We start from the raw sequence: 20,867 nt of genomic DNA, 5'->3' as shown, positions 1-20,867 counted from the left end.
TCAACAGATTTTATTGCCGTTTGCATTTAGTTTGAACTGCATACCGAGGATCTCCGACGCTCTTTTGCACATCAGCATTCTTTGCAGAAATATTTCAAAATAGTCCATAATAAAGCAAATTTCTTCGTCCAACTCTATATTCAGCCGGATTACTTTTTTATCCGCATGGATTTCAAGCTCGGAAGATATGGCTGCGTAATTTACCCTATCGTGCTTGTCAAAGGTAGAAATATTCTGATTTCTCACCCGGTTTCTCCGTACATCGGTCTTATCCGCCAGTATCAGCGCTGCCGACACCTCGTCCACTGCCATTCCTGTGCTTTCATCATGCTGCCCGATAGCGCTTACCACCACTGCTATATCCTTATAATCCATTCCCATATCGCGCAATATCTGAAATGCCATCAGTGCGCCGCTATGGGCGTGATCCGAACGGTTTATGCTGTTTCCAATATCGTGCATATATCCTGCGATCTTAGCCAGTTCTATAACATTTTTTCCATATCCCGATTCCCTTAAAATTTTCCCCGCCATCTCCGCTACCTTCGCCGCATGCCGCTCCGAATGTTCCGTATATCCCATGGTCCCGAGAGTTTCATTCCCTTTCTTTATATAGGCGTTTATTTCCTCCGAATCCTTTATCATCTTATATGTAATCTGCTTCAATATTATATTATCTCCTTTGCATTTCCTAATGAGTATTCTTTACCCATTTCATTCCATAGATGTTATTGCTTTCCATCGTAATATATTTATCTTTTTACAGCTATCCTTCTTATGTTAAGATTGGGTAAAATCAATGTAAAAAAAGAGGGCGTTAATACGCCCCCTATTTCCCACATACCTTTACACAGTTTCTCCCGGCCCGCTTCGCTTCGTATAAGGCTTCGTCCGCCTTGCAGATAAAGCCGCGCATTTCAGAATTGTCTGCACTGTCGGGAATCCCCGTGTATACTCCTATACTGACCGTAAGGAATTCCTGTACCGTATCCTGCCTTTCAAAATGGCTCTTTTCCACCGCTTCCCGCAGATTTTCTGCGTAGTCAAGGGCCTGCTCATCTGTGCAGCCAAAGATGAAGATAACGAATTCCTCCCCACCGTAACGTACGATTTTCGCCGTATCCGCAGGAAGGCACTGTTTCATGATTTTTGATATTTTTACCAGACACTCATCCCCTTGCTGGTGTCCGTACGTATCGTTATACTGCTTAAAATAATCTATATCCAGCATCAAACAGGCTAACGGCTTTTTCTCCATTTTGTCTATGCTGTCATGGAAACGCAGATGCACGATTTCCGCCAAATAGCGTCGATTATATAATCCGGTCAGACTGTCCACGATGATTTCTCGATTCAGGCGCTCATTGGCCATGGAAAGCTCTTTGTTCTGTTCGTCGATGATTTTCTGGTTCTTATAATTTTTCGCTCTATACCAATTGAAGTAAACAGAGACCACAACAGAAATAAGGGCAATAAAAAAGCCGTTCATTCTCTGGTAAAAGATATTCTCTTCCCCGGCAGGGGCAGGAAAATAAGGAAGCCCTGCACTGAATACGACGAAGGCCGACGAAAAAGTCAGAATGCTCTGCCATGGCTCCAGCACAGCAAGCGCTGCAATCATCAAAAGCATATAGGTATATACGGTCAGACCATCCCCCCGGAAGCGGTCGAACAGCGTGATTCCGCAGGCCCATATCGCTGTAAGCATCACATAAACAAAGCCCAGATTTCTATAAAAGGTATACCGTTTAAACTTCTTCACTTCCCATAGAATATCCAGTCCTATAAAAGCCACCGTTACTGCCAGCATTCCCGCGTACAAAAGGAAATAGCCCATTTCCGTTTCCGCACTGAAAATGCCTTCCGTTTTCCTCGCCGACAGGAATATCAGCACAAATTCGCATGCGCAGATTATGAACCGCATAATGTGATACGACTGCTTCGAATAGTAAAATAATTCTTTCTCCACGTCTTTTCCATACCTTCCGCCCGGACACAGGCCTAAATACGTTAAAGCTTTTTTCATGTAACTCTCCCTGACTCTGACCGTCTTTTTACACAAAAAGACATATAAAACCATTCTTCCGGTTCCACATGTCTTTTGTATTGCTGAAATTATATGTATTATTTTAACTCTTACACCAATTCTATTACTGCCACTCCGCAAGAGGGAAGAAGCAGTCTGCTGTCTCGGTTCTCTATATCCTCCATATTACATAGCAGCATTTTCCCCGCTCCGCCTACGTTAAGTAAAGCCTCCTCTTCACCGAAGTTCGCCGCAATGAGGACTCGTCTGTCTTCCGCTTGTCTATAGTAAGCGAGTATCATTTCCTCCGATTCGAAGGCCGGCTGGAAATCGCCGTAAGTAAATATTTCACTATAAACCTCCGATTTTCTAAGAGCTATTAGATTTTTATAGTAAGAGAGCACTGACTTTGCATCCTTCTCCTGCGCCTTTACGTTAATCTCCCTATAGTTTGGATTTATCTTAATCCATGCAGTCCCTTCCGTAAACCCCGCATTGTCCTCTCCGCTCCACTGCATCGGGGTTCTTGCGTTGTCCCTGCTATGCCTGAAGCATACCTTGAGTGCTTCCTCATCGGATAATCCGGCCCTTCTTGCAAGCTCGTACTGATTTACGGTATCAATATCATTATATTCTTCGATGCTGTCCATCATGCAGTTTTTCATGCCGATTTCCTGTCCCTGGTAAAGGAACGGCAGTCCCCGCAGCAGAATGCTGGTAGTGGCAAGCATCTTGGTACCATTGTCGTTTAGCGCATACTTTGGAAGATAAGTACATGCCCCTCTGGGCTCATCATGATTCTCTATGATATTCGCCAAAAAGCCCACATTCCTGCATTCCTTCTGGGATGCATACAACGCTTCTCTCCATTTGCCGAAGTCGAATTCCGGCGCGTCATACCAGCCGTGTTCTCCAAAGGTTACGGAAAGAGGCGAAAAGTCGAACATGGTAGAAAAATGTCCTTCCTCCCCGATAAATTCTCTAAGCTCGTCCTCTTTCATATTAAATACTTCCGCCACAGTAAACGCATGGTGTTTCTCAAAGGTTTCCCGCTTAAGCTCCTGGAGAAAATCGCCTACTCCCTCCGCCTCCTCCACCATTCTCGTACATCTGACCAGACCGTCGTCTCCGTCAGGTTCATAAGAAGGGAAGCTTACCACCTTCTTTATATTTATGATCGCATCGATACGAAAGCCTGCCAGCCCCTTATCCAGCCACCAATTGATCATCCGGTACAGTTCTTTCCGTACCTTCGGGTTTTCCCAGTTCAAATCGGGCTGTTCCCTGGCGAATAAATGGAGATAGTATAAGTCGGTTCCTTCCACCTGCTGCCATACGCTTCCTCCGAAATAGGAGCGGTAATTGCTGGGCGGATTGCCGTCTTTGCCTTTTTCAAAATAAAAATAATCCGCATATTCGCCGTAAGGATCCGCAAGTGCTCTTTGGAACCATTCATGTTTGTCGGAACAGTGGTTGATTACCAAATCCATGAGGATATACATATCCCTCTTCTTCGCTTCTAAAAGAAGCTCGTCGAAGTCCTCCATCGTTCCAAATACCGGATCTATCTTATAATAATCCGAAATATCGTAGCCCTGATCCACAAAGGGCGACTGATAAAGAGGTGAAATCCATATAATGTCGATTCCCAGCTCTTTCAAATAATCCAGTTTCTCGATAATGCCTCTGATATCCCCGATTCCGTCACCATCGGTATCATTGAAGCTCTTAGGATATATCTGGTATGCTACCTTTTCATGCCACCATTGTTTTCTCATATTCATATAACTTACCCTGCCTTTCTGTCAATCCATGGTAATTACATTATATGAACATATATCCTATCATTCTTTATCTATTCTGACCAATTATTACACTATTTTGACTTTTCGCCCTGTATTCAGAAGGAGACAAACCTTTTTGCTCTTTAAAACGCTTGATAAAATATCCCATGTTATCATAGCCGCACTCCATGGCGATATCTATAATCTTTCGGTCGGTCTGCTGGAGAAAGCACGCCGCCTTCTCGATTCTTACCTCATTGATATACATAGTGGGAGTCTTTCCTGTAATCTTTTTAAAATACCGGCAAAAATACTGCTCGTTAATACCGATGAGCTGGGCCATATCCTTGCCCGTAATCCGTCTATTATAATGCTCCTGAATGAATCCCAGGACTTTTTTTATATTATTGATCTTCTCGCTGTTATAATCGCCGGCATTTTCCATGTTGACGAAGCTTCCGTTTTCATAAAGATAAGCCAGCATTTCATACAAATACGCCTTAGCTTTCATGCGGGAAGCGGGATTTTCTTTTTCTGACTCCGAAAGCACCTCTTCATAGAGCCTCTTAAGCTCTTCCCATATCGGATTATCGTCTGTAACGATTTGAGGAAACTGCATGCGCTTTTCCAACAGAGGAGTTATAATCTGCAGCTGCACACCGTCCAACTGCTCGAAGCTGAGCATCTTCATATCGAATACCACTGCATTTTCCAGACCGCCCGGCTCTCCCTCTATGGAATGGATATCGCCCGCACCCACAAATAAAATGACCGGACCTTGCAGTTTATACTTTTTCATGTTGACGTTCACGTTGAATCTGCCGCTCACGAGATAGATGATCTCAGTTTCTTCATGCCAGTGAAGCTTTACCGCAAACCGTTCCCCCGTCTTCTGCCAGTAATATACGGCAAGAGGAAACTTCACTGTTCCATGTACCATATCCTCTTTCAAACCGACCTTGTTAATCATTCTTCCTCTTCCCTATTCCTATTGAATACGAAAAGCGTCACGTCCTTCTTGCTTTATCTGATACAGCATTTTATCCGCTTTTTTAAACAGGCCCTCAAGTGACATTCCTTTTTTCGGCACCACACCGCTTATACTAAGACCGATGGGATACGCCACTCCATCGTATTGAAATTCCTTCATCCTTCGGCGAAGCTCCTCGACACGCTTTCTAAGCAGCTCATCCTCCGCTCCGGGCCCTCTGACGAACATGATGAACTCATCGCCGCCCCAACGGCAGACAATCGTATCTCCCTGAAAGATTTCCTGCATATTCCGGCCCAGTGCCTGAAGTACCTCATCTCCGTACAAATGTCCATAGCTATCATTAATTTGTTTGAACTTATCCACATCCATCAGCAGAAATACATTCTGCGAATATTCGCCCAAATTCTGCAGCGCCTGTACAAGCAGAGCCTCCGCTCCCGCCCGGTTGAAAACCTTCGTTAGCTTATCGTACTGCCCGATCTCCAATAATTTCTCCTGAGTCTGGTGCTGCTTCTGCGCATCCACCAAGACGCCCAGGAGTCTCCTTTGCATACGGCGCGACTCCTCACTGCCCACTACGATATATATCATACTGAACCAGTTCCATCCCTCTCCCCGCATGCCGCATTGGAATTCTGTCTGATAGGTCTTGCCCGGTTCGCTGTTCATACAGAATTTATCGAATTCTTCCTTCGTCAGCGTAATGCGAAGCTCCCGGTTCTCCAATTTCTCATGGAGGTTCTCCACTACCTCAGGTATATCTATTTCATCATGTCTAATTCCAAAAAGCACTAATCTGTCATTTAGAAAATCATACTCCATACCCGCCTGACCAAAGGTATCCGCAAGAAGCTGATAACTCTGTTCATGACCGTGCAGTTCGCTTTGCCTCTCCGCATGCACTTTTATGTATAAGAGTAAAATAACTATTGCAGAAAAAATGAATATGAGTACACCGTTAAATATAATAAAAGTATTATTGTATATAAATTTTATAATATTCGATTCATTTGAAAGGCGATCGCCATGAAGTGCCAGACTATCCACCACTTCTGCCTCTGATATGCTCCCCCGCAATTTTTCCAGAATCCCCTGCAGGATGATCTCCGATTCTCCGGTTAAATATCCTATCGTCACATAGGCGTCCGGAATATTCTTTACCATTATTGTCTGAGCCATCATATAGCGCGTAAGCGACTCAACCGTATAAAAATCACTCACGATAAAATCCGTCTGTCTTTTCTTTACCGACTTAAAACAATCTTCCAGCGATGGAAATTCCGTTCGCTCAATTTTTCCATAATTTTCAAAATTTATGCAATCGGCGCCCGTCGGTACGGCCGCCTTCAAATTCCGATCTTCAAATAGCACCACATTATTTCCCGTAATCATCTGTACGGGCGCAGTCATATAGGGGACAAAGCCCTTCTGAACATCCTCTTGAAGGCCTTCCTTCTCCATAAAGGCGGCGATATCGGCCTGACCGCTCTTCAACAATTCAAGGGCCTTCCCATAATCTTCCGCTTCCACATATCGTATTGATATTTCATTTTGTTTCTGCAAGTCTTCCAATATATCCAAGGCAAAGCCTGAATAAGTATCCTCGCTGCTTTTGTACATGTAAGGCTGCCATCCGTCAACTACTGCGACTATGAGAACTTTCTTTTCCTCCAGATACCCTTTTTCCTCCTGAGTCAAATCTACCGCACTGCTTTCTGATGCCAGCGCCGGAACGGAAGTTATCATATTTAATATCATGCTGACACAGAATGCAAAAAGGCACCCTTTCCTTTTCCGTTTCATAAGCTCCCTACTTTCTTACCAACCAAGTTTGCTTACTCCCCACGTAAGTTCCAATATATCATATTGGTTTCGCGTATTCAATAATATTGATAAAATAATTAAAAATCGGGCAGAATATTTTTCGACATTCTCCCCGATTTTATGCTAATAAACGACATTAATATACTATTGATTGCTTTTTTATTGATAAAATAACCTCGCGATAGCGGAATCCTTATCCAGAATAATTGTTTTATTTTCACCCTGCAAAGAGTTCTTAAGCGCATCCAAACTTCTGATATACGTATAGAAATCCGCCTTGCTCTCATCGTTATAAGCCTCCGCCAGCTTTTTCATATATTCCGATTCACCCTCGGCTTCCAGAACAGCCGCCTGCTTCTTCGCCTCCGCCAGCATGACCGATACATTCTTATCCGTCTGATTCATGATCTTCTGTGCTTCCGATTTACCTTCCGCCGCATAGGAAGCCGCTATGTTGTTACGCTCGGAAACCATTCTTTCATAAACTGCTTCCTTATTATCATCAGGCAGATCCAGCAGCTTGATCTCCGTCTTGACGATTTCAATGCCGTACTCTCCGATTGCCGCATTGGCATTCTGGGTGATCATCTCCGTCAGCCTCGTTCCTCTGGCTGCAATGATTTCATCCTGCGTCATGGAGCTTATGACATTCTTAGTGGCATTGTAAGCCGCCACGCTGCTTCTGTCCTCCGCGCTGCCGATGGAGTAGTTAAGCGTCTGTGCGAATTTAACCGGATCCGTGATGCGCCATAATATATAGTCGTCGGCAATCATCGATTTTTTATCACTTGTAATGACATCTGACTGGTTAATATCGTAAACCCGAAGTTCCTTCGGAATCTTTCTTACCGTCTGGATGAACGGAACCTTGACGCTTGCTCCCGCCTCCGATACTACATATTGAATCTTTCCAAACTGAGTCACTACCGCGTATTCATTCTCCGCAACAGTAAAGATTGAATTGCCGGATATAAACAGCGCCGCCAGAACTACAATAACCGCTATAATTTTCGTTTTTTTCATCTATTTTCCCTCTTTTTATCCGTACTCGCTTCTCTGCTATTCCTTAATTTCATCGTTTTCTTCAAGGAGCCCATTTTCCTCCATGCCGGCACCGGTGCTCTGGGTAATGGAAGACCTGCTTCCTTCCGTGCCGGTAAACGGCTCCAGGGGCAGAATGTTCTGAGTGTTTCCATCGTCAATAATAACCTTAGCACCGGGAAGCACATCCTCCATTGTCTCATAGAAGATACGCTGCTTCGTTATAAGGGGATTTTTGATGTATTCCGCATACATTTCGTTAAATCTCGCCACCTGTCCCTCTGCCTCATTAATTCTCGCCGTCTTAGCCGCTTCCGCCTGCTGGATGATCTTATCCGCATCCGCTTCCGCCTGCGGCACCTTCTCATTCTGATACTTCTTCGCGTTATTGATAGCTGTCTCTTTTCCCTGCTTTGCAGTCTCTACGGACTTAAACGCCTGCATAATAGCATCTGTGGGCGGCTCCGCATCCTGAATGGTCAGGTTTACGATCTGGAGCCCTATATCGTTCTTTTGCAGCTCCTCACCCAGCAAAACACGAATGTCAGCCTGAATCTGGCTCTTTCCCGTGGTGATAACGTCGTCAACATTATAGTTGCTTATAACGGTCCGGATACATGCCTGAGCAGTGTTGCGAAGAATCTCCTCGGGGGATCCGGAAGCATACAAATAGGTTTGGGGATTACTTACTCTATATTCCAGATAAAAATCCACATTGACAAAATTGAAATCGGAGGTGATCATCATCGCCTCTTCGGGCACGCTGTAATTGTCCGACTCCTCGCCGGATGTACGATAGCCTATCTGTAAGCCATGGGTGGTAGTATCTACTTTAATAGCGTGCTGAATGAAGGGGATTTTGACATATAATCCGGCTCCCTTCACATCTACTACCTTACCGAACATGGTAATAACAGCCTGCTGCTGTTCCCCTACTTTATAAAAGCTGCTTAGAAGGCAGACTGCTACGACAAGTACCAGAAGGGTTATCTTGATCCCCCTGACTACTTTCTTAAAATTGGAGGGACCTTTGTTTACTTCTCCTCCGCTGAATCTTTCGAATCCAGCTCCATTTTCATCTCTCGTTACTTTCATTTTCTCTCCTCTTTTTAAGATTATATTAGGTTATGAAGAATTTCTTAATTATATTATACACTATGATATTTTAGATTCAAAATTAACATTATATAAAATATATAAATTTTATTTCTTTTGCAAGCATGACAATTCCTGATCAAACCATGTTTGAATGTCATCCCGCATATGTAAAACAGAATCATCCAACGATATGGGAAGTCCACGGCAACCGCCGTCACAATGACCGATTTCTCTTTTTCTGCCGCAGCCATATCCCTTTGCGATCAGTTCCTGCAAAATTGGCGGAAATGTTTTGATGGTGTCAGTATATTCGTTCGTCTTTGTCGATTTCACATTGATATGATAACCGTTGTTGAGGGAAGCGTTGATTCCCCATAAATCCTTCCGTTTATAACAATATTTCAGCATGATTGGGTTATCCGGATATGTTATCTTTATGGTTTTGATGTCTGATAAGTTCTGCTTTTTTTCATTTATGTCTATGCCGTCAATGCCAATACCGCAATCTGCCAGAAATTGCAGGCATTCGAGGTTCTTGGTAACAGACAGCTTTCCATTTAATACGGTATTTTGGCAGACCAGGGATTGCTCATTTTTACTTGGCATGCCATGATAACCTATGTTCATTAGTATGATGCTTACATTGTGCAGGAATGGATAATACACCGAAAGTGTAGTACGGTTTTCATATTCATGGGCAACTTTTTTGCTATTATCATAGATATCTCCTTTGGCGTATAAAACATCGTAAAGCCGGCACAAAAAAGCCCTGAACGCCAAAACACCCTCTCGCATGTTCTCTTCAACCGAAACATTTGCATACGCAGAATTGATCGCATATGCCTCGTATGTTTCGGACACCATAATTTCACCTTCCGTTTATTATTTCAGGCACTTTCCCATCATCAATATGACAGTTTCCCCACTCGCACAGGCATTGCAAAACGGGCATAAGAGTCAGCCCCCTTCCAGACAGGGAGTATTCCACCTTAGGCGGAATCTGAGAGTATTCCTTACGCACAATCAAATCATCCGCTTCCAGCTCCTTCAGCTGAGTGCTAAGCATTTTATGCGTAATCGTCTCAAGCGAACGCTTCAGCTCCCCATACCGCAAAACATCCCTCTTCCAAAGCCAAAACAATATATGCATTTTCCACTTGCCATCAATCAAAGACATCGCATAGGCAAAAGGCTTCACATTCACTTTTTCATCCGTTCCACAGCTTTTCATTCTCTTTCTCCTTCCCAACCAATTGCCGGAATAATCCGTATTTCGCAATCCTTACTCTCTATTTTGATAGTATCTCACTAAAAAGTGCATACTTGCAGTTTTATGCATATCAATGTATCATACAAATAATAAATCTTCAAGGAGGAATATTCGATGAAAAGAGAAATTGAAGTTTTTAACTATGCAAATGAGATTATGAACGGCGTTAAGACGGGCGTCTTATTAACTACGAAGACAGATGACAAAGTAAATTCCATGACCATATCCTGGGGGACGCTGGGAATTGAGTGGGGTAGACCTATCTTTATAGTTTTTGTCAGAGAAGGCCGTTTTACGAATTCTCAGTTAGAAAAGAATGCGGAATTCACGATCAGCGTACCTTACGGCGATTATGATAAAAAGATTTTGGGCTTCTGCGGCACGAAATCCGGCCGGGACGTGGATAAGATAAAGGAGTTGGGCTTAACTCTCGAAACTTCCGACAAAACTTCCGTACCGGGAATCAAAGAGCTTCCTCTCACACTGGAATGTAAGGTACTCTATACGAATAAGCAGGAAGGCAACAGGCTTCCTGACGAAATCAATACTGCGTTTTATCCGCAGGATGTGGATAGCAGCTTCCACGGAGCGAACAAAGATTACCATGTCGCATACTTCGCAGAAATTGTCAGCGCATATATCATAGAGTAAACGGGACACATATGAGATAATCAGAGCCATTTATCGATATATCATAGGAGGAGCCTTGCCGGCCCGCCTATGATATATTATGTATAGGAAAGGCTCCTATTACCTAAAAATAGACGCGCAGCCACGCGCGCGGAACAAAAGCTGTGCTGTCAAAGCTGCTCTCCAACAGCAACAGCTTCATCGCCGGCCTCAGCTTCTCTCTTCGCTTCTTCCTTCGACCCGTCAATGGCCTTGAGGAGCTTATCCCATTCCTTTTGCGTAAACGACTGGCTCCCTATCTGGAAGCTCGGCTCCGTATCTCCATTTTTTATCTTTTCAAGTATCTCTTCTTTTTTGTCGCGGATCTGCTGCATAAAATCCGATGTCCTATTCTCCTTTTCGTCCCCACTCTTTTCCCGCAGCTTCCGGCGGAATCCATTTTGCTCATCATAACCGTTTCCCAATCCCGTTATTGCCATATCATTGCTCCCTTCAAAAAAGTCATCGTCCATAGCGCAATTTACATCCTTGTAATATTACTATCGGTATCTCCCTCCAATTAATTTAGCTTTTCAGGGTTATTGGAAATATATCTGAAATATGTTAAAATATTGCCAATATTAAGGCTTGGAAAATGATAACATTATATTTAAACAATTAACGTTTTCAATGAATTGCGAGGAGAAGGCTATGTTAAAGGAAGAACGCCATCAGCATATTTTAGATGTTCTATATGCTTCCGGCAAGGTGAACGTGGAAGAACTGTCGCATAATTTCCGGCTGTCCAGAGACACCATCCGAAGGGATTTAAGCGAATTAGAGGAACAGGGAATCTTAAGGAGGGTATACGGCGGCGCTATTGCCAGGAAGAGGCAGCCGTTAGCTCTGGATGCGAGGAAAAACCTGGAAAGGGATGAGAAATATATGGTCGCCAAAAAGGCTACCAGCCTCGTTCGCCCCCATTCTCTCATCGCAGTGGACGGCGGCACAACGAATACGCTGTTCGCTTCTCTCATGCCAATTTCCATCACTCTGCGGGTGGTGACCAATAGCTTTCCGGTTGCTGAGGAGCTTCGCAAGCGCCCCAACATAGACGTCACCTTTCTGGGTGGACACTATAACAAGGAATCCCAGACTACCGTAGGCGAGACGGTCTACCAGCAACTAAGGGAATTTCGCTTCGACCAATGCTTTCTGGGCGCCTACGCGGTGGATGCACAGGGCGGCATCTCGGTGCCTTATCCCTATGAGGACGAAACCTCCGTAAAACGGCTTCTCGTGGAAAACAGCTCCGAAATTAATGTCATGTGCTCCTGCTCAAAGCTGGATAAAATTTCCAACTATATCATCTGTCCTATCGATGCTGCGGACAGGATTATTTGTGAGCATCCGGTCACAAAGCAGATGCAGACTAAATATAAGAATAAGATCTGTTGGTGATGCCGCCTTGAAGTATACGAAACAATGCTTATAATTGTAGGTGACAGGTGGTGATATCATGTTTAGAATTGGAGAATTTTCAAAGCTGACACAAATTTCAATACGGATGCTCAGATACTATGACGAAATAGGACTTTTAAAGCCTGCCGAAATCGATAAATGGACCGGGTATCGCATGTACTGCGCCACGCAGATACCTATTCTCAACAGAATCGTGTATCTGCGCGACAGTGGCTTTAATGTTGCAGAAATCGCGTCAGCTCTTAACAAAAGAGATGATGGATTGCTTGTGGAACAGCTCGATGAAAAATACGCAGAAATAGAAAAAACAATTCAAAGTGCACAGGAAAAGTTAAGGAAAATAGAACTTGCGAAGAAGGAAATCTTAAACGCGAAAAATGAAATGCACTATAATATATCAATCAAATCCATTCCTGGTTATGAAGTCCTTTCCCTGCGCAGGGTAATAGCGGACTACTATGCCGAGGGCGGACTATGGCAAGAGCTATCCGCTTTCGCCGAAAAAAATCATATTATTATATCCAATGACACTTTCTCTATTTATCACGATAGCGAATACAAAGAAACCCTTGTTGATGTTGAGCTATGCGCTCCTGTAAAAGATTATTTCAGGAGCACTGATATTTTTATATGTCGGAACACCGAGCCCGTACCGGCAATGGCTTGTACCATGGTATATGGAAATTTTTCTAATATAGCCGGGGCATATACGGCTTTTGCCGAGTGGCTGCAAAAAAACTGCCAATATAAGATGTCCGGGCAAACGCGGCAAATCGTTCATCGCGGGCCGTGGAATGAAAATGATCCTGAAAAATATTTGATAGAACTTCAAATCCCCTTGACCCTCACATGATGTGAGGGTTTACGCTGTTCTCACATCAAATATAAGGAGGATATGATATGAATAATTTAGCAGTACATCCAATCGGAAAGATTTGCAGCAGTGAAAACAGTACCTTTATTGAGGTGGATAAAAATTATATTCCGGCTTTGCAGGCGCTGGATGGTTTCAGCCATATCAATGTGCTTTGGTGGTTCAGCGATTATGATGATGAACAATCACGTTCTGTACTGCAGACAGAACAGCCTTACAAAGGCGCTCCCGAAATAATGGGAATCTTTGCCACAAGATCGCCTGTACGCCCTAATCCGATAGCTTTGACTACGGCAGAAATCATTCGAATTGACTTTGAAAGGGGCGTTATTCAAGTTGCTTTTATTGACGCAAATGATAACACCCCGGTACTAGACATCAAACCCTACACACCCAGCTTTGACAGAGTGGAAACTCCCGGTGTCCCTGCATGGTGCGGCCAGTGGCCGAATAGCACGGAAGAATCCGGCTGCTTCGATTGGGAAAAAGTTTTTAATTTTTAGGAAGTATGTTTTATAACGGAATCATTACCCTGCTGAATGCTGAACTTTAAATACTGCATTTTCATACTGACGAAAAAAACATGCAAAAACACGCAAAATATATGCTTGATACTACACCATGCAAGTGCTACGGTAAATATGGTAATGCGTTATGCCTTATTACAGCCATAGCGATAAGCAGTTGCGAAATTGCAGCTTATTCGAAGGGAGCAGGATTATAGAATGAACACGAATGTAAAGAAGGAGGAACGCTGCCTGCGCGTAGGTGTGCTGGGATGCGGCATTATCTGTCAGGCAGCTCATCTCATCGGAAGCAGTAAGGCTAAAAATATTCATTTGCAGGCGATTTGTGACGTTTCTGAGGAACTCTTAAATAAAATGGCCGCCGTTTACGAGCCGGACAGCCTCTATACAGATTATGAAAAAATGTTGGCGGATTCCTCTGTAGAGGCAGTCATCATCGGAATCGGCGACCAGTTCCATGTCCCCTGTGCAAAACAGGCTATTTTAGCAGGCAAGCATGTGCTTTTAGAAAAGCCGATGGGTGTTTCCATCGAGGAATGTCTGGAACTGAAAGAATTGGCGGAAGAAAGAGGCCTGCTTTTGCAAGTCGGGCATATGAAGCGCTATGACGAAGGGCTGCAATATGCGAAACGATTTAAGGAAGAGAAAATGGGCGAAATTACCACCTATAAAGGCTGGTACTGCGACAGTATCGGACGCTATACGCTGACCGATAACGTCATGCCCATCCTTTATTCCAGCGCATCTATGAAAAAACCGGACGGGAATCCAAAGGCCATACTGGACCGCTATTATCTTCTCGGTCACGGCAGCCATTTGTTCGATACCGCTCTTTATTTTATGGGACCCGTTCGGGACGTTTCCGCCCGTTATGTTCATAAGGAAAATCTGCATTCGTGGCTCATCGACTGTAACTTCGAAAGCGGCGCCATCGGAAGCTTGGACCTTACGGTGGCTATTGCCCAGCACTGGCATGAAGGTTGTGAACTTTACGGTACACAGGGAACTATTTATGCAAAGACGTTTAATCCTTGGGAGTTCCGTTCTTCTATCGTAGAGTGCTTCGATAAGTCTGCGGAAACTGCTTTCACTCCAGCTGCCTTTGACGGGCAGTTCTACCGCAGAGAGCTGGAGGGCTTTGCGAGGAGTATCCTGGAGAGAAGTCCATGCACAGGCGCGACCGCACAGGACGGTATTATGATCATGCAGGCGTTAATTGCTACTTACCAGTCCGTGCAAGAGGCCGGAGCATGGGTGGCGCTTAAAGACGTAAACGGAGGATTATAAGAAATGGAACCAGGAATCTTTTCCCGCACCTATGAAACAGACAGTATAGAGGAAACCTGCCTGCGAATGAAGGCCGGAGGGCTTACCCATACGCAGTTCAATCTGATGAACGCCGGAATACCAACTCTGCCGGAGACTTTCGATGAGAGAAAAATGGAAGAAATAAAGGCGGTAACCGGTAAACATGGAATTATCCTGGATGCGCTTTCCGGTACCTTCAATATGATTGACCCCGATGAAGAGGCAAGAAAAGCTGGATGCCAGCAGTTCGAAACCCAGTGCCGGATCGCTCGCATGCTGAATATTCCCATCGTCACTCTCTGTACCGGCTCCAAAAACAAGGAAAGCAAGTGGAAATGGCATGAGGATAACGAGAAGCAATCCTCCTGGGATGATTTGATCCGTTCCACAGATGCTATATTAAAGTATGCCATGGACAATCACATCGTTCTGGGCGTGGAGACGGAGGCCAGCAATATTATCAACACACCGGAAAAAGCCCGCAAATATTTGGACTGCATGGGAAGCTCCAATATTAAAATCATCATGGACGCCGCCAATCTCTTTCGAAAGGAGCAGGCAGCCGATATGTCCCACATCTTGCAGGAGGCTTTCGACGTCTTGGGAAAGGATATTGTTCTTGCCCATGCAAAAGATTTTACAGCAACGGAAAGCATGGAATTCGTCGCGGCAGGAGAAGGAATGCTGGACTTCAGGCTCTATATTTCCTTACTGCGCAGGAGCGGATATAAAGGCCCTCTCATCATGCACGGACTGTCAGAGGCACAGATCGCAGGGAGCAGGAAATTTTTGGAGGAGATAATTGCAGATGCGTGAATTCATACACCAAGGTTTAAAGCTGGAATACGAAGTGTCAGGAACAGGAATTCCTCTTCTGTTTCTTCACGGAATGGGAGGAAGCACTAAGCAGATTCATTCTGCCTGTCAACCGTCACAGAATATACAGCTAATCGCCATGAACCAGCAAGGGCACGGCGAAAGCGATGTGAACTGGGAACACTTGGATTTCAATCGTCTGGGTGATGACGCTGTCTCGCTGCTGGATAATCTGCATATTGAGAAAGCTTATCTTGCCGGCATCTCTATGGGCGCTGCCGTCAGTCTGAATGCCGCCTCCAGATATCCCGACCGCGTTAGGGGACTGCTTCTGATCCGAAACGCTTGGACGGACAAGCCTATGTCCGAAGAGGTAAGAACAGCTTACCGAGACTTAGGGATGTCACTAAAAAACGGAGGGCCGGAAGCCTTTTATCAAACAGAGGGCTGGAACATCGTGAAGGAGTGCTCTTCCTATACAAAGCAGGCCTTCCTTTCCCCCTTTTTCGAACCTGCTTCCGTAAAGAACTGGCAAAAATATCTGATTCTTCCGGGCAAGGCTCCGGTAGACTCTCTTACCGGCCTCACTATGCTGAATATGCCGGTCACCATATTGGCAAACAAAAACGACTTATGTCATCCCTACGAATACGGGGAATACCTGCACACACATATCCCCGGCTCCACATTTGTTGAAATTCCCGACAAGGACAGCGGCAAGGCTGAGCATAACGCAATGATAAATCAAGCGCTTCATTCGCTCCTTCCTATAAGTTCGTAATCTGCACATACCAGCTTTTTTCCATTCGGAAGCAGATATTCGCCTCCATAAATTTTGCCGTAGCCTATGGATTGCATGGCGGCATTAAGCCTTTCTTCTTCTATTTCATGATGTACCCTGGCTATGCCATCAAAAGAATGCAGATAAGGAGAATCGGAAACGAATCCCTCGTCCACGTTCACCTGAATGATGCATGATACATAAGGCGCGCCTGCCTCTACTGCCACATGTAGAAATCTATCATAACCGATATATTCTATCAGCAGATTCGCAACAATTAAGTCACAGTGAGGAAGCGTTATGCCGTCCGATAGCAAATCGACGCATAGCGGCGAAAAGATACCCGAAAGATCAGGGTAACGGTGCAGGCACTCCGCTAAATATTCCTTGTTGATGTCGACACCGTATACCCGCTTGATTCTCTGCGCATCTATATGCTCCAGACCATTTCCTCCGGCAATCCCTAATATCATTATGTCAGATACTTGATAGCGGTAAAACTGAGCCTTCATCATCTCGTTCAGCGCTTGAAGCTGTTTGACGGATGCAAGGCTCATATGCTTTTCGTAATCGGTTAAATCAATTTCTTCCCATGGATTCATTGCCCTCTCCCCTCTGCTTTTTTGCAGCTTCAGTTTCACCAACATAATAAAATATTAACGGAAAGAAATACAAATGTCAAACGCTTGGATTTACATCCTTCTCATTCCTCTCCAGATTCATAAACACCGCCAGTCCCACCGGCAGACATATCATCCCTGCGATTCCAAAAAGCTTCAAGCCAATAAACATGGCAATCAGTGCTGCAAGCGGATGAAGTCCTATCTGTTTACCCACAATCCTTGGCTCCACCGTATTTCTGATAGCCGTAATCACGATATATAGAACAAGAATTCCCACTGACATCGGAATATCTCCCAGAACAGCCATAATAACCGCCCACGGAAGCAGGATTCCACCAGTTCCAAGGACCGGAAGTATGTCGAAAACGGCGACAGCCAGAGCTACCAGAATCGCATAAGGAATTCTTAAAATTAAAAGTCCAACGCTTAGTTCCACAAAAGTCAGCAGAAATAGCAGCATGTATGATTTTAAATAAATCCCTACGATATTTTTTATATATTCTATCATCTTCCGAATATCATCTTCCTTGCTCTCCGGCAAGAACCTCTTGGCAAATCCCACAATCTTATCGAAATCCGCTGCCATGAAAAACGTAGAGACCACCGTTATTACAAGTCTTACAATAAGGCCTGGGATCCCCGATGCCCCCGCTGAAAGCACTTTTACCGCACTCATGGATAAATTAGAAATATATTGTCCCAGATTCTGTGATATCTCCCGGAAAAATCTATCGATCTTTTCCGCAGTCTCCGCATTCTGAGAGGCCGCAGTCATCTCAAGCTTGTCCGCCAGTTGGTTCAGAAAGGGCAAAATATTGCTCTGATATATTTCCGGAAATGAAATCATCAGATTCCCCGCCGCAGTTACAAGCTTCGCTCCCATTCCAAGTGCAAAGAAGAAAAGAGCTCCATATAAAAGAACCGTAAAGAAAATGGACAGAAACCTTTTCTTCCTATTGGAATCTCCGGCTATTTTTCTTACCGGTATCTGTATGACACCTGCTGCCAAAAATGCCAGGATAAACGGTGTCAGCACCGGCAGAAGATAGCGGCCCGATATCCATATAGCCCCCGCTATCAGCAGATAGAATATAACATTTATAATAAACTTTTTCTTTTTTTCCATTTGTACGTCCATTTCCTTAATTTATATGGGATTGTAAATCGTATCCTTCAGACAATTCAACCGGGCCAATTCATAAGGAAGCTGGTTTGGTAAATATAAAGATGCTTTCTTTTGCAGATTGACCGAATCGGTTAATTGCAATAATTCCGCAATAAACTGAGAACAGAAATACTGCCCTTTTATTTTGTGGGGGATATGCAGCAAACATAAAAATACACCGAGCCGGCTATATGTCCAAACATCTTTTGTTCTCTCCATATCCTCTATTATCCTTGATATTTTCTCATAATCCGCTGCAGTGATCTCCAGTAAATAGCATACGCTCTTTTCATTTCTCCTCTTATGTTTTCTTGGGTACTCCCTGTTAAAGCCCCTCATATTAAAGCTATAATAATACTCACTTTCGGCATCAAGTGCAACCGATGTATGAGTATATCCTCTTCCGCCGACCCAGTAGATAAAGTTCGAGAAAGCGTTGTAATATCTGGTAAACAGTATGGAAATCACCTTCTTTTCTTCTTGTTCCAAGCCTCTAACCTCTCTTCAAAATATATTTTTTCAGAAAGACCCTAATCGGCACCTCTTTGCCTCCCCTGATCTTCCCGATATTATCCATATGCTTGTAAATTATGCACCCGCTACAGACGGTCAGCAGCACGAATACTCCAACAAGCCGCATTTGAAACGTCATAATAATAGGAAAAAGCACCGCCGCCGAAAAGGAAATGCTGCATCCGTAATTAAATACAAAAGCTAAAATACAGCCGATTACAAGCAGTATCAGAAAGTACTTCCAATCCATTGCCAGAACAAACAGCCCCCAGCCCTTGCCGAAGTGGATGAAAGCGTTGGTTGTTCCTAAATTGCCAGTTCCGCTTTGCAGCATATCCACCTGTTTTATTTTGGAAAGAATAAAGGCAGGGTTGATGCCCCCTAACATATAGCCGATTATTATACTTAAGCTTATTTCCACTTCCATTTCCTGCCTTTGCTCCCTTCTTTATCTTTTCTTATTAAATAATACGCTTCTACTTATTGATATCCTGAACAACGGCGGCAGGAACCACAGCCTCCCTGTTCTTCCAGCTTCCTTTCCGCTACTTCCCTGGACTCTTTCCACAGCCTGTCCGCGACAGGTGCCCACTTCTCGGCTATTTCTACGCATTTGTCAGAGAATTCCTCAGCGGACTCCAGGTTCTGATAATCCGTACTCCTAGCCCCGCTCCTTTCCACGATATTTGTCAGTCTTCCCGGATTGTCCAGCACAGGGCAGGGTCTTAACATATTGTCATTCCAAGGCTGATTATCGTGATAACCCATAAAGAGAGGCGACTGATAAGCTTCTAACAAGGTTTTCTCTCTGATATTGGAATCCGAATAGTGTATAAATGCGCAAGGCTCGATATCCCCGTTCGCATTGATATGTAAATAGCAGCGGCCTCCTGCGATGCATCCGCCGACATATTCTCCGTCGTTCCAGAAATCTACGGTAAACAGGGGCTTGGTGCTTCTATATTCGCGAATCTTGTGATACATCATTTCTCTTTGCTCAGCCGTCGCCATCAGTTCCTTCACCGCACCCTTTCCAACAGGCATATAGGTGAAGAACCATGCAAATTTTGCCCCCATATCCACCATCTTGTCGAAATATTCTTCACTGCCGATCACCTCCGCATTGGCGCTGGTATAACAACAGGAGATTCCAAAGGGCAGCTTCTTTTCTTTTAAAATATTCATAGCACTTATAATCTTCTTATAGGTTCCCTCTCCGCGCCTGGAATCGGTAGCCTGCTCGAAGCCCTCGATGCTGATTGCCGGAATGAAGTTTTTCACTCGAAGCATTTCATCGGCAAAAGCCTCATCAATTAATGTTCCATTGGTAAAGGCAGAAAAAACGCAATCCGGATGGTCTTCGCACAGACGGATAATGTCCTTCCTGCGGACCATAGGCTCTCCTCCGGTAAATAGATAAACATATGTCCCAAGCGCCACCCCCTGTGTCACGATGCCGTCCATTTCTTCATAAGTGAGATTCATATGATTGCCATACTCTGCCGCCCAGCAGCCTGTACAGTGAAGATTGCAGGCACTGGTAGGGTCCATCAGAATTGCCCACGGTACATTGCAGTTATATTTTCTCTTATTTTCCTTCTGTCTTTGATATCCCAGCAAGCACCCATTAATAATGAAGTTTTCAAACAATCGATTTCTGACACCACTGTCAATATCATTCCACAGACTCATGATCAATCGATACCAGTTGCCGTCCTTATCCTCCACAACCTGGCGAACCGCATTCCTTTCCTTTTCGAGCGTATTTTTCACATCGAATTTGTCGAACCAGTCGAGAAGCTTAGGCAGGTTGGTTTCCGGATCCTTATCCATATAGGCCAGTGCCTTCTTCACCGCAAATACTTCCATATTTTCAATAATTGCCATATCTTTAGTCCTCATCTTTCTTTTGTTTACTCATTAATTTTTACTGTTCTTCTGTATCTTCTGCGTCTTCCACTTTTTCTAAGAAAGTATCTACAAATTTTTCTTCTATCTTTTTGTAGCCGCCTACTACGGTATTTTCAATTTTTTTGTAACCGCCAACAAACGTATTTTCCACCTTTTGGTAAGCTTCTGTAACATTCTCAGCTGTCTTTCCGACTTTTAATCTGTATTCACTCATAGCGAAT

23 protein-coding genes are annotated in these 20,867 nt (G+C 44.2%); 7 read left to right on the top strand and 16 right to left on the bottom strand.

Translation table 11 applies throughout. From position 1 onward, the window contains the following. The 9 genes from V6984_RS05395 to V6984_RS05355 all read right to left on the bottom strand — a co-directional run bounded on the left by V6984_RS05395 (position 1) and on the right by V6984_RS05355 (position 9,998). Positions 1-666: an HD domain-containing protein gene (locus V6984_RS05395; RefSeq protein ID WP_425324232.1), complete on the bottom strand. Its 666-nt coding sequence runs from the start codon at positions 664-666 to the stop codon at positions 1-3. Between the two features lie 163 nt (positions 667-829). Continuing rightward, positions 830-2,026: a GGDEF domain-containing protein gene (locus V6984_RS05390; RefSeq protein WP_342758761.1), complete on the bottom strand. Its 1,197-nt coding sequence runs from the start codon at positions 2,024-2,026 to the stop codon at positions 830-832. 110 nt (positions 2,027-2,136) lie between these two features. Continuing rightward, a complete protein-coding gene (locus tag V6984_RS05385; protein WP_342759942.1) occupies positions 2,137-3,804 on the bottom strand; it encodes an alpha-glucosidase in 1,668 nt (555 codons plus the stop codon). A gap of 73 nt (positions 3,805-3,877) precedes the next feature. Further along, the gene (locus V6984_RS05380; protein ID WP_342758760.1) at positions 3,878-4,780 is read right to left on the bottom strand and encodes an AraC family transcriptional regulator; all 903 of its coding nucleotides are present in this window, start codon (positions 4,778-4,780) and stop codon (positions 3,878-3,880) included. Positions 4,781-4,798: 18 nt separating this feature from the next. Then, positions 4,799-6,607: a GGDEF domain-containing protein gene (locus tag V6984_RS05375; protein ID WP_342758759.1), complete on the bottom strand. Its 1,809-nt coding sequence runs from the start codon at positions 6,605-6,607 to the stop codon at positions 4,799-4,801. Positions 6,608-6,787: 180 nt separating this feature from the next. Continuing rightward, positions 6,788-7,651, bottom strand: coding sequence for a protease modulator HflC (locus tag V6984_RS05370; protein ID WP_342758758.1), 864 nt, complete (start codon positions 7,649-7,651; stop codon positions 6,788-6,790). A 36-nt stretch (positions 7,652-7,687) separates the two neighbouring features. After that, positions 7,688-8,764 (bottom strand): FtsH protease activity modulator HflK, encoded by a 1,077-nt coding sequence (gene hflK, locus V6984_RS05365; protein ID WP_342758757.1) that lies wholly within the window; start codon positions 8,762-8,764, stop codon positions 7,688-7,690. Positions 8,765-8,872: 108 nt separating this feature from the next. Further along, positions 8,873-9,631 (bottom strand): hypothetical protein, encoded by a 759-nt coding sequence (locus tag V6984_RS05360; RefSeq protein ID WP_342758756.1) that lies wholly within the window; start codon positions 9,629-9,631, stop codon positions 8,873-8,875. A 4-nt stretch (positions 9,632-9,635) separates the two neighbouring features. Then, the gene (locus V6984_RS05355) at positions 9,636-9,998 is read right to left on the bottom strand and encodes a helix-turn-helix domain-containing protein (RefSeq protein ID WP_342758755.1); all 363 of its coding nucleotides are present in this window, start codon (positions 9,996-9,998) and stop codon (positions 9,636-9,638) included. A 153-nt stretch (positions 9,999-10,151) separates the two neighbouring features. Here V6984_RS05355 and V6984_RS05350 point away from each other — a divergent pair, with 153 nt between their 5' ends. Beyond that, complete coding sequence (locus V6984_RS05350; RefSeq protein ID WP_342758754.1) at positions 10,152-10,688, top strand: flavin reductase family protein; 537 nt, start codon at positions 10,152-10,154, stop codon at positions 10,686-10,688. Between the two features lie 149 nt (positions 10,689-10,837). Here the strand turns inward: V6984_RS05350 and V6984_RS05345 are convergent, their stop codons facing one another. Continuing rightward, entirely contained in the window at positions 10,838-11,179 is a 342-nt protein-coding gene (locus V6984_RS05345; protein WP_342758753.1) for a hypothetical protein, read from the bottom strand. Between the two features lie 178 nt (positions 11,180-11,357). Between V6984_RS05345 and V6984_RS05340 the strand changes: the two genes are divergently transcribed. The 6 genes from V6984_RS05340 (at position 11,358) to V6984_RS05315 (ending at position 16,434) form a co-directional block, all read left to right on the top strand. Further along, entirely contained in the window at positions 11,358-12,107 is a 750-nt protein-coding gene (locus V6984_RS05340; protein WP_342758752.1) for a DeoR/GlpR family DNA-binding transcription regulator, read from the top strand. A gap of 58 nt (positions 12,108-12,165) precedes the next feature. Next, the gene (locus V6984_RS05335; RefSeq protein WP_342758751.1) at positions 12,166-12,981 is read left to right on the top strand and encodes a MerR family transcriptional regulator; all 816 of its coding nucleotides are present in this window, start codon (positions 12,166-12,168) and stop codon (positions 12,979-12,981) included. A gap of 47 nt (positions 12,982-13,028) precedes the next feature. Further along, on the top strand, positions 13,029-13,505 hold the full coding sequence (locus V6984_RS05330) for an SAM-dependent methyltransferase (RefSeq protein ID WP_342758750.1): 477 nt from the start codon (positions 13,029-13,031) through the stop codon (positions 13,503-13,505). Positions 13,506-13,727: 222 nt separating this feature from the next. Beyond that, entirely contained in the window at positions 13,728-14,816 is a 1,089-nt protein-coding gene (locus tag V6984_RS05325) for a Gfo/Idh/MocA family oxidoreductase (RefSeq protein ID WP_342758749.1), read from the top strand. A 3-nt stretch (positions 14,817-14,819) separates the two neighbouring features. Further along, the gene (locus tag V6984_RS05320; RefSeq protein WP_342758748.1) at positions 14,820-15,653 is read left to right on the top strand and encodes a sugar phosphate isomerase/epimerase family protein; all 834 of its coding nucleotides are present in this window, start codon (positions 14,820-14,822) and stop codon (positions 15,651-15,653) included. Then, complete coding sequence (locus V6984_RS05315; protein WP_342758747.1) at positions 15,646-16,434, top strand: alpha/beta hydrolase; 789 nt, start codon at positions 15,646-15,648, stop codon at positions 16,432-16,434. The genes V6984_RS05320 and V6984_RS05315 overlap by 8 nt, the downstream gene beginning before the upstream one ends. Here the strand turns inward: V6984_RS05315 and V6984_RS05310 are convergent. From V6984_RS05310 to V6984_RS05285, 6 genes are all read right to left on the bottom strand, one after another. Beyond that, complete coding sequence (locus tag V6984_RS05310) at positions 16,407-17,036, bottom strand: methyltransferase type 11 (RefSeq protein ID WP_342758746.1); 630 nt, start codon at positions 17,034-17,036, stop codon at positions 16,407-16,409. The two genes, V6984_RS05315 and V6984_RS05310, sit on opposite strands and share 28 nt — an antisense overlap. Before the next feature lie 76 nt (positions 17,037-17,112). Further along, positions 17,113-18,183, bottom strand: a complete 1,071-nt coding sequence (gene ytvI / locus V6984_RS05305; RefSeq protein ID WP_342758745.1) for a sporulation integral membrane protein YtvI — start codon at positions 18,181-18,183, stop codon at positions 17,113-17,115. 21 nt (positions 18,184-18,204) lie between these two features. Next, positions 18,205-18,711 (bottom strand): hypothetical protein, encoded by a 507-nt coding sequence (locus tag V6984_RS05300; protein WP_342758744.1) that lies wholly within the window; start codon positions 18,709-18,711, stop codon positions 18,205-18,207. Between the two features lie 4 nt (positions 18,712-18,715). After that, positions 18,716-19,162: a glycerol-3-phosphate acyltransferase gene (locus tag V6984_RS05295; protein WP_342758743.1), complete on the bottom strand. Its 447-nt coding sequence runs from the start codon at positions 19,160-19,162 to the stop codon at positions 18,716-18,718. Between the two features lie 53 nt (positions 19,163-19,215). Beyond that, on the bottom strand, positions 19,216-20,622 hold the full coding sequence (locus V6984_RS05290; RefSeq protein WP_342758742.1) for a radical SAM protein: 1,407 nt from the start codon (positions 20,620-20,622) through the stop codon (positions 19,216-19,218). Positions 20,623-20,662: 40 nt separating this feature from the next. Then, positions 20,663-20,860 carry a hypothetical protein gene (locus tag V6984_RS05285; protein ID WP_342758741.1) on the bottom strand — a complete coding sequence of 66 codons (198 nt, stop codon included), beginning with the start codon at positions 20,858-20,860 and terminating at the stop codon, positions 20,663-20,665. Between the last annotated feature and the right edge of the window lie 7 nt (positions 20,861-20,867).

Origin of the sequence: Kineothrix sp. IPX-CK (assembly GCF_039134705.1) — a bacterium.
Taxonomy (GTDB): domain Bacteria; phylum Bacillota; class Clostridia; order Lachnospirales; family Lachnospiraceae; genus Kineothrix; species Kineothrix sedimenti.
This window is presented reverse-complemented; position numbering and strand designations above follow the sequence as displayed.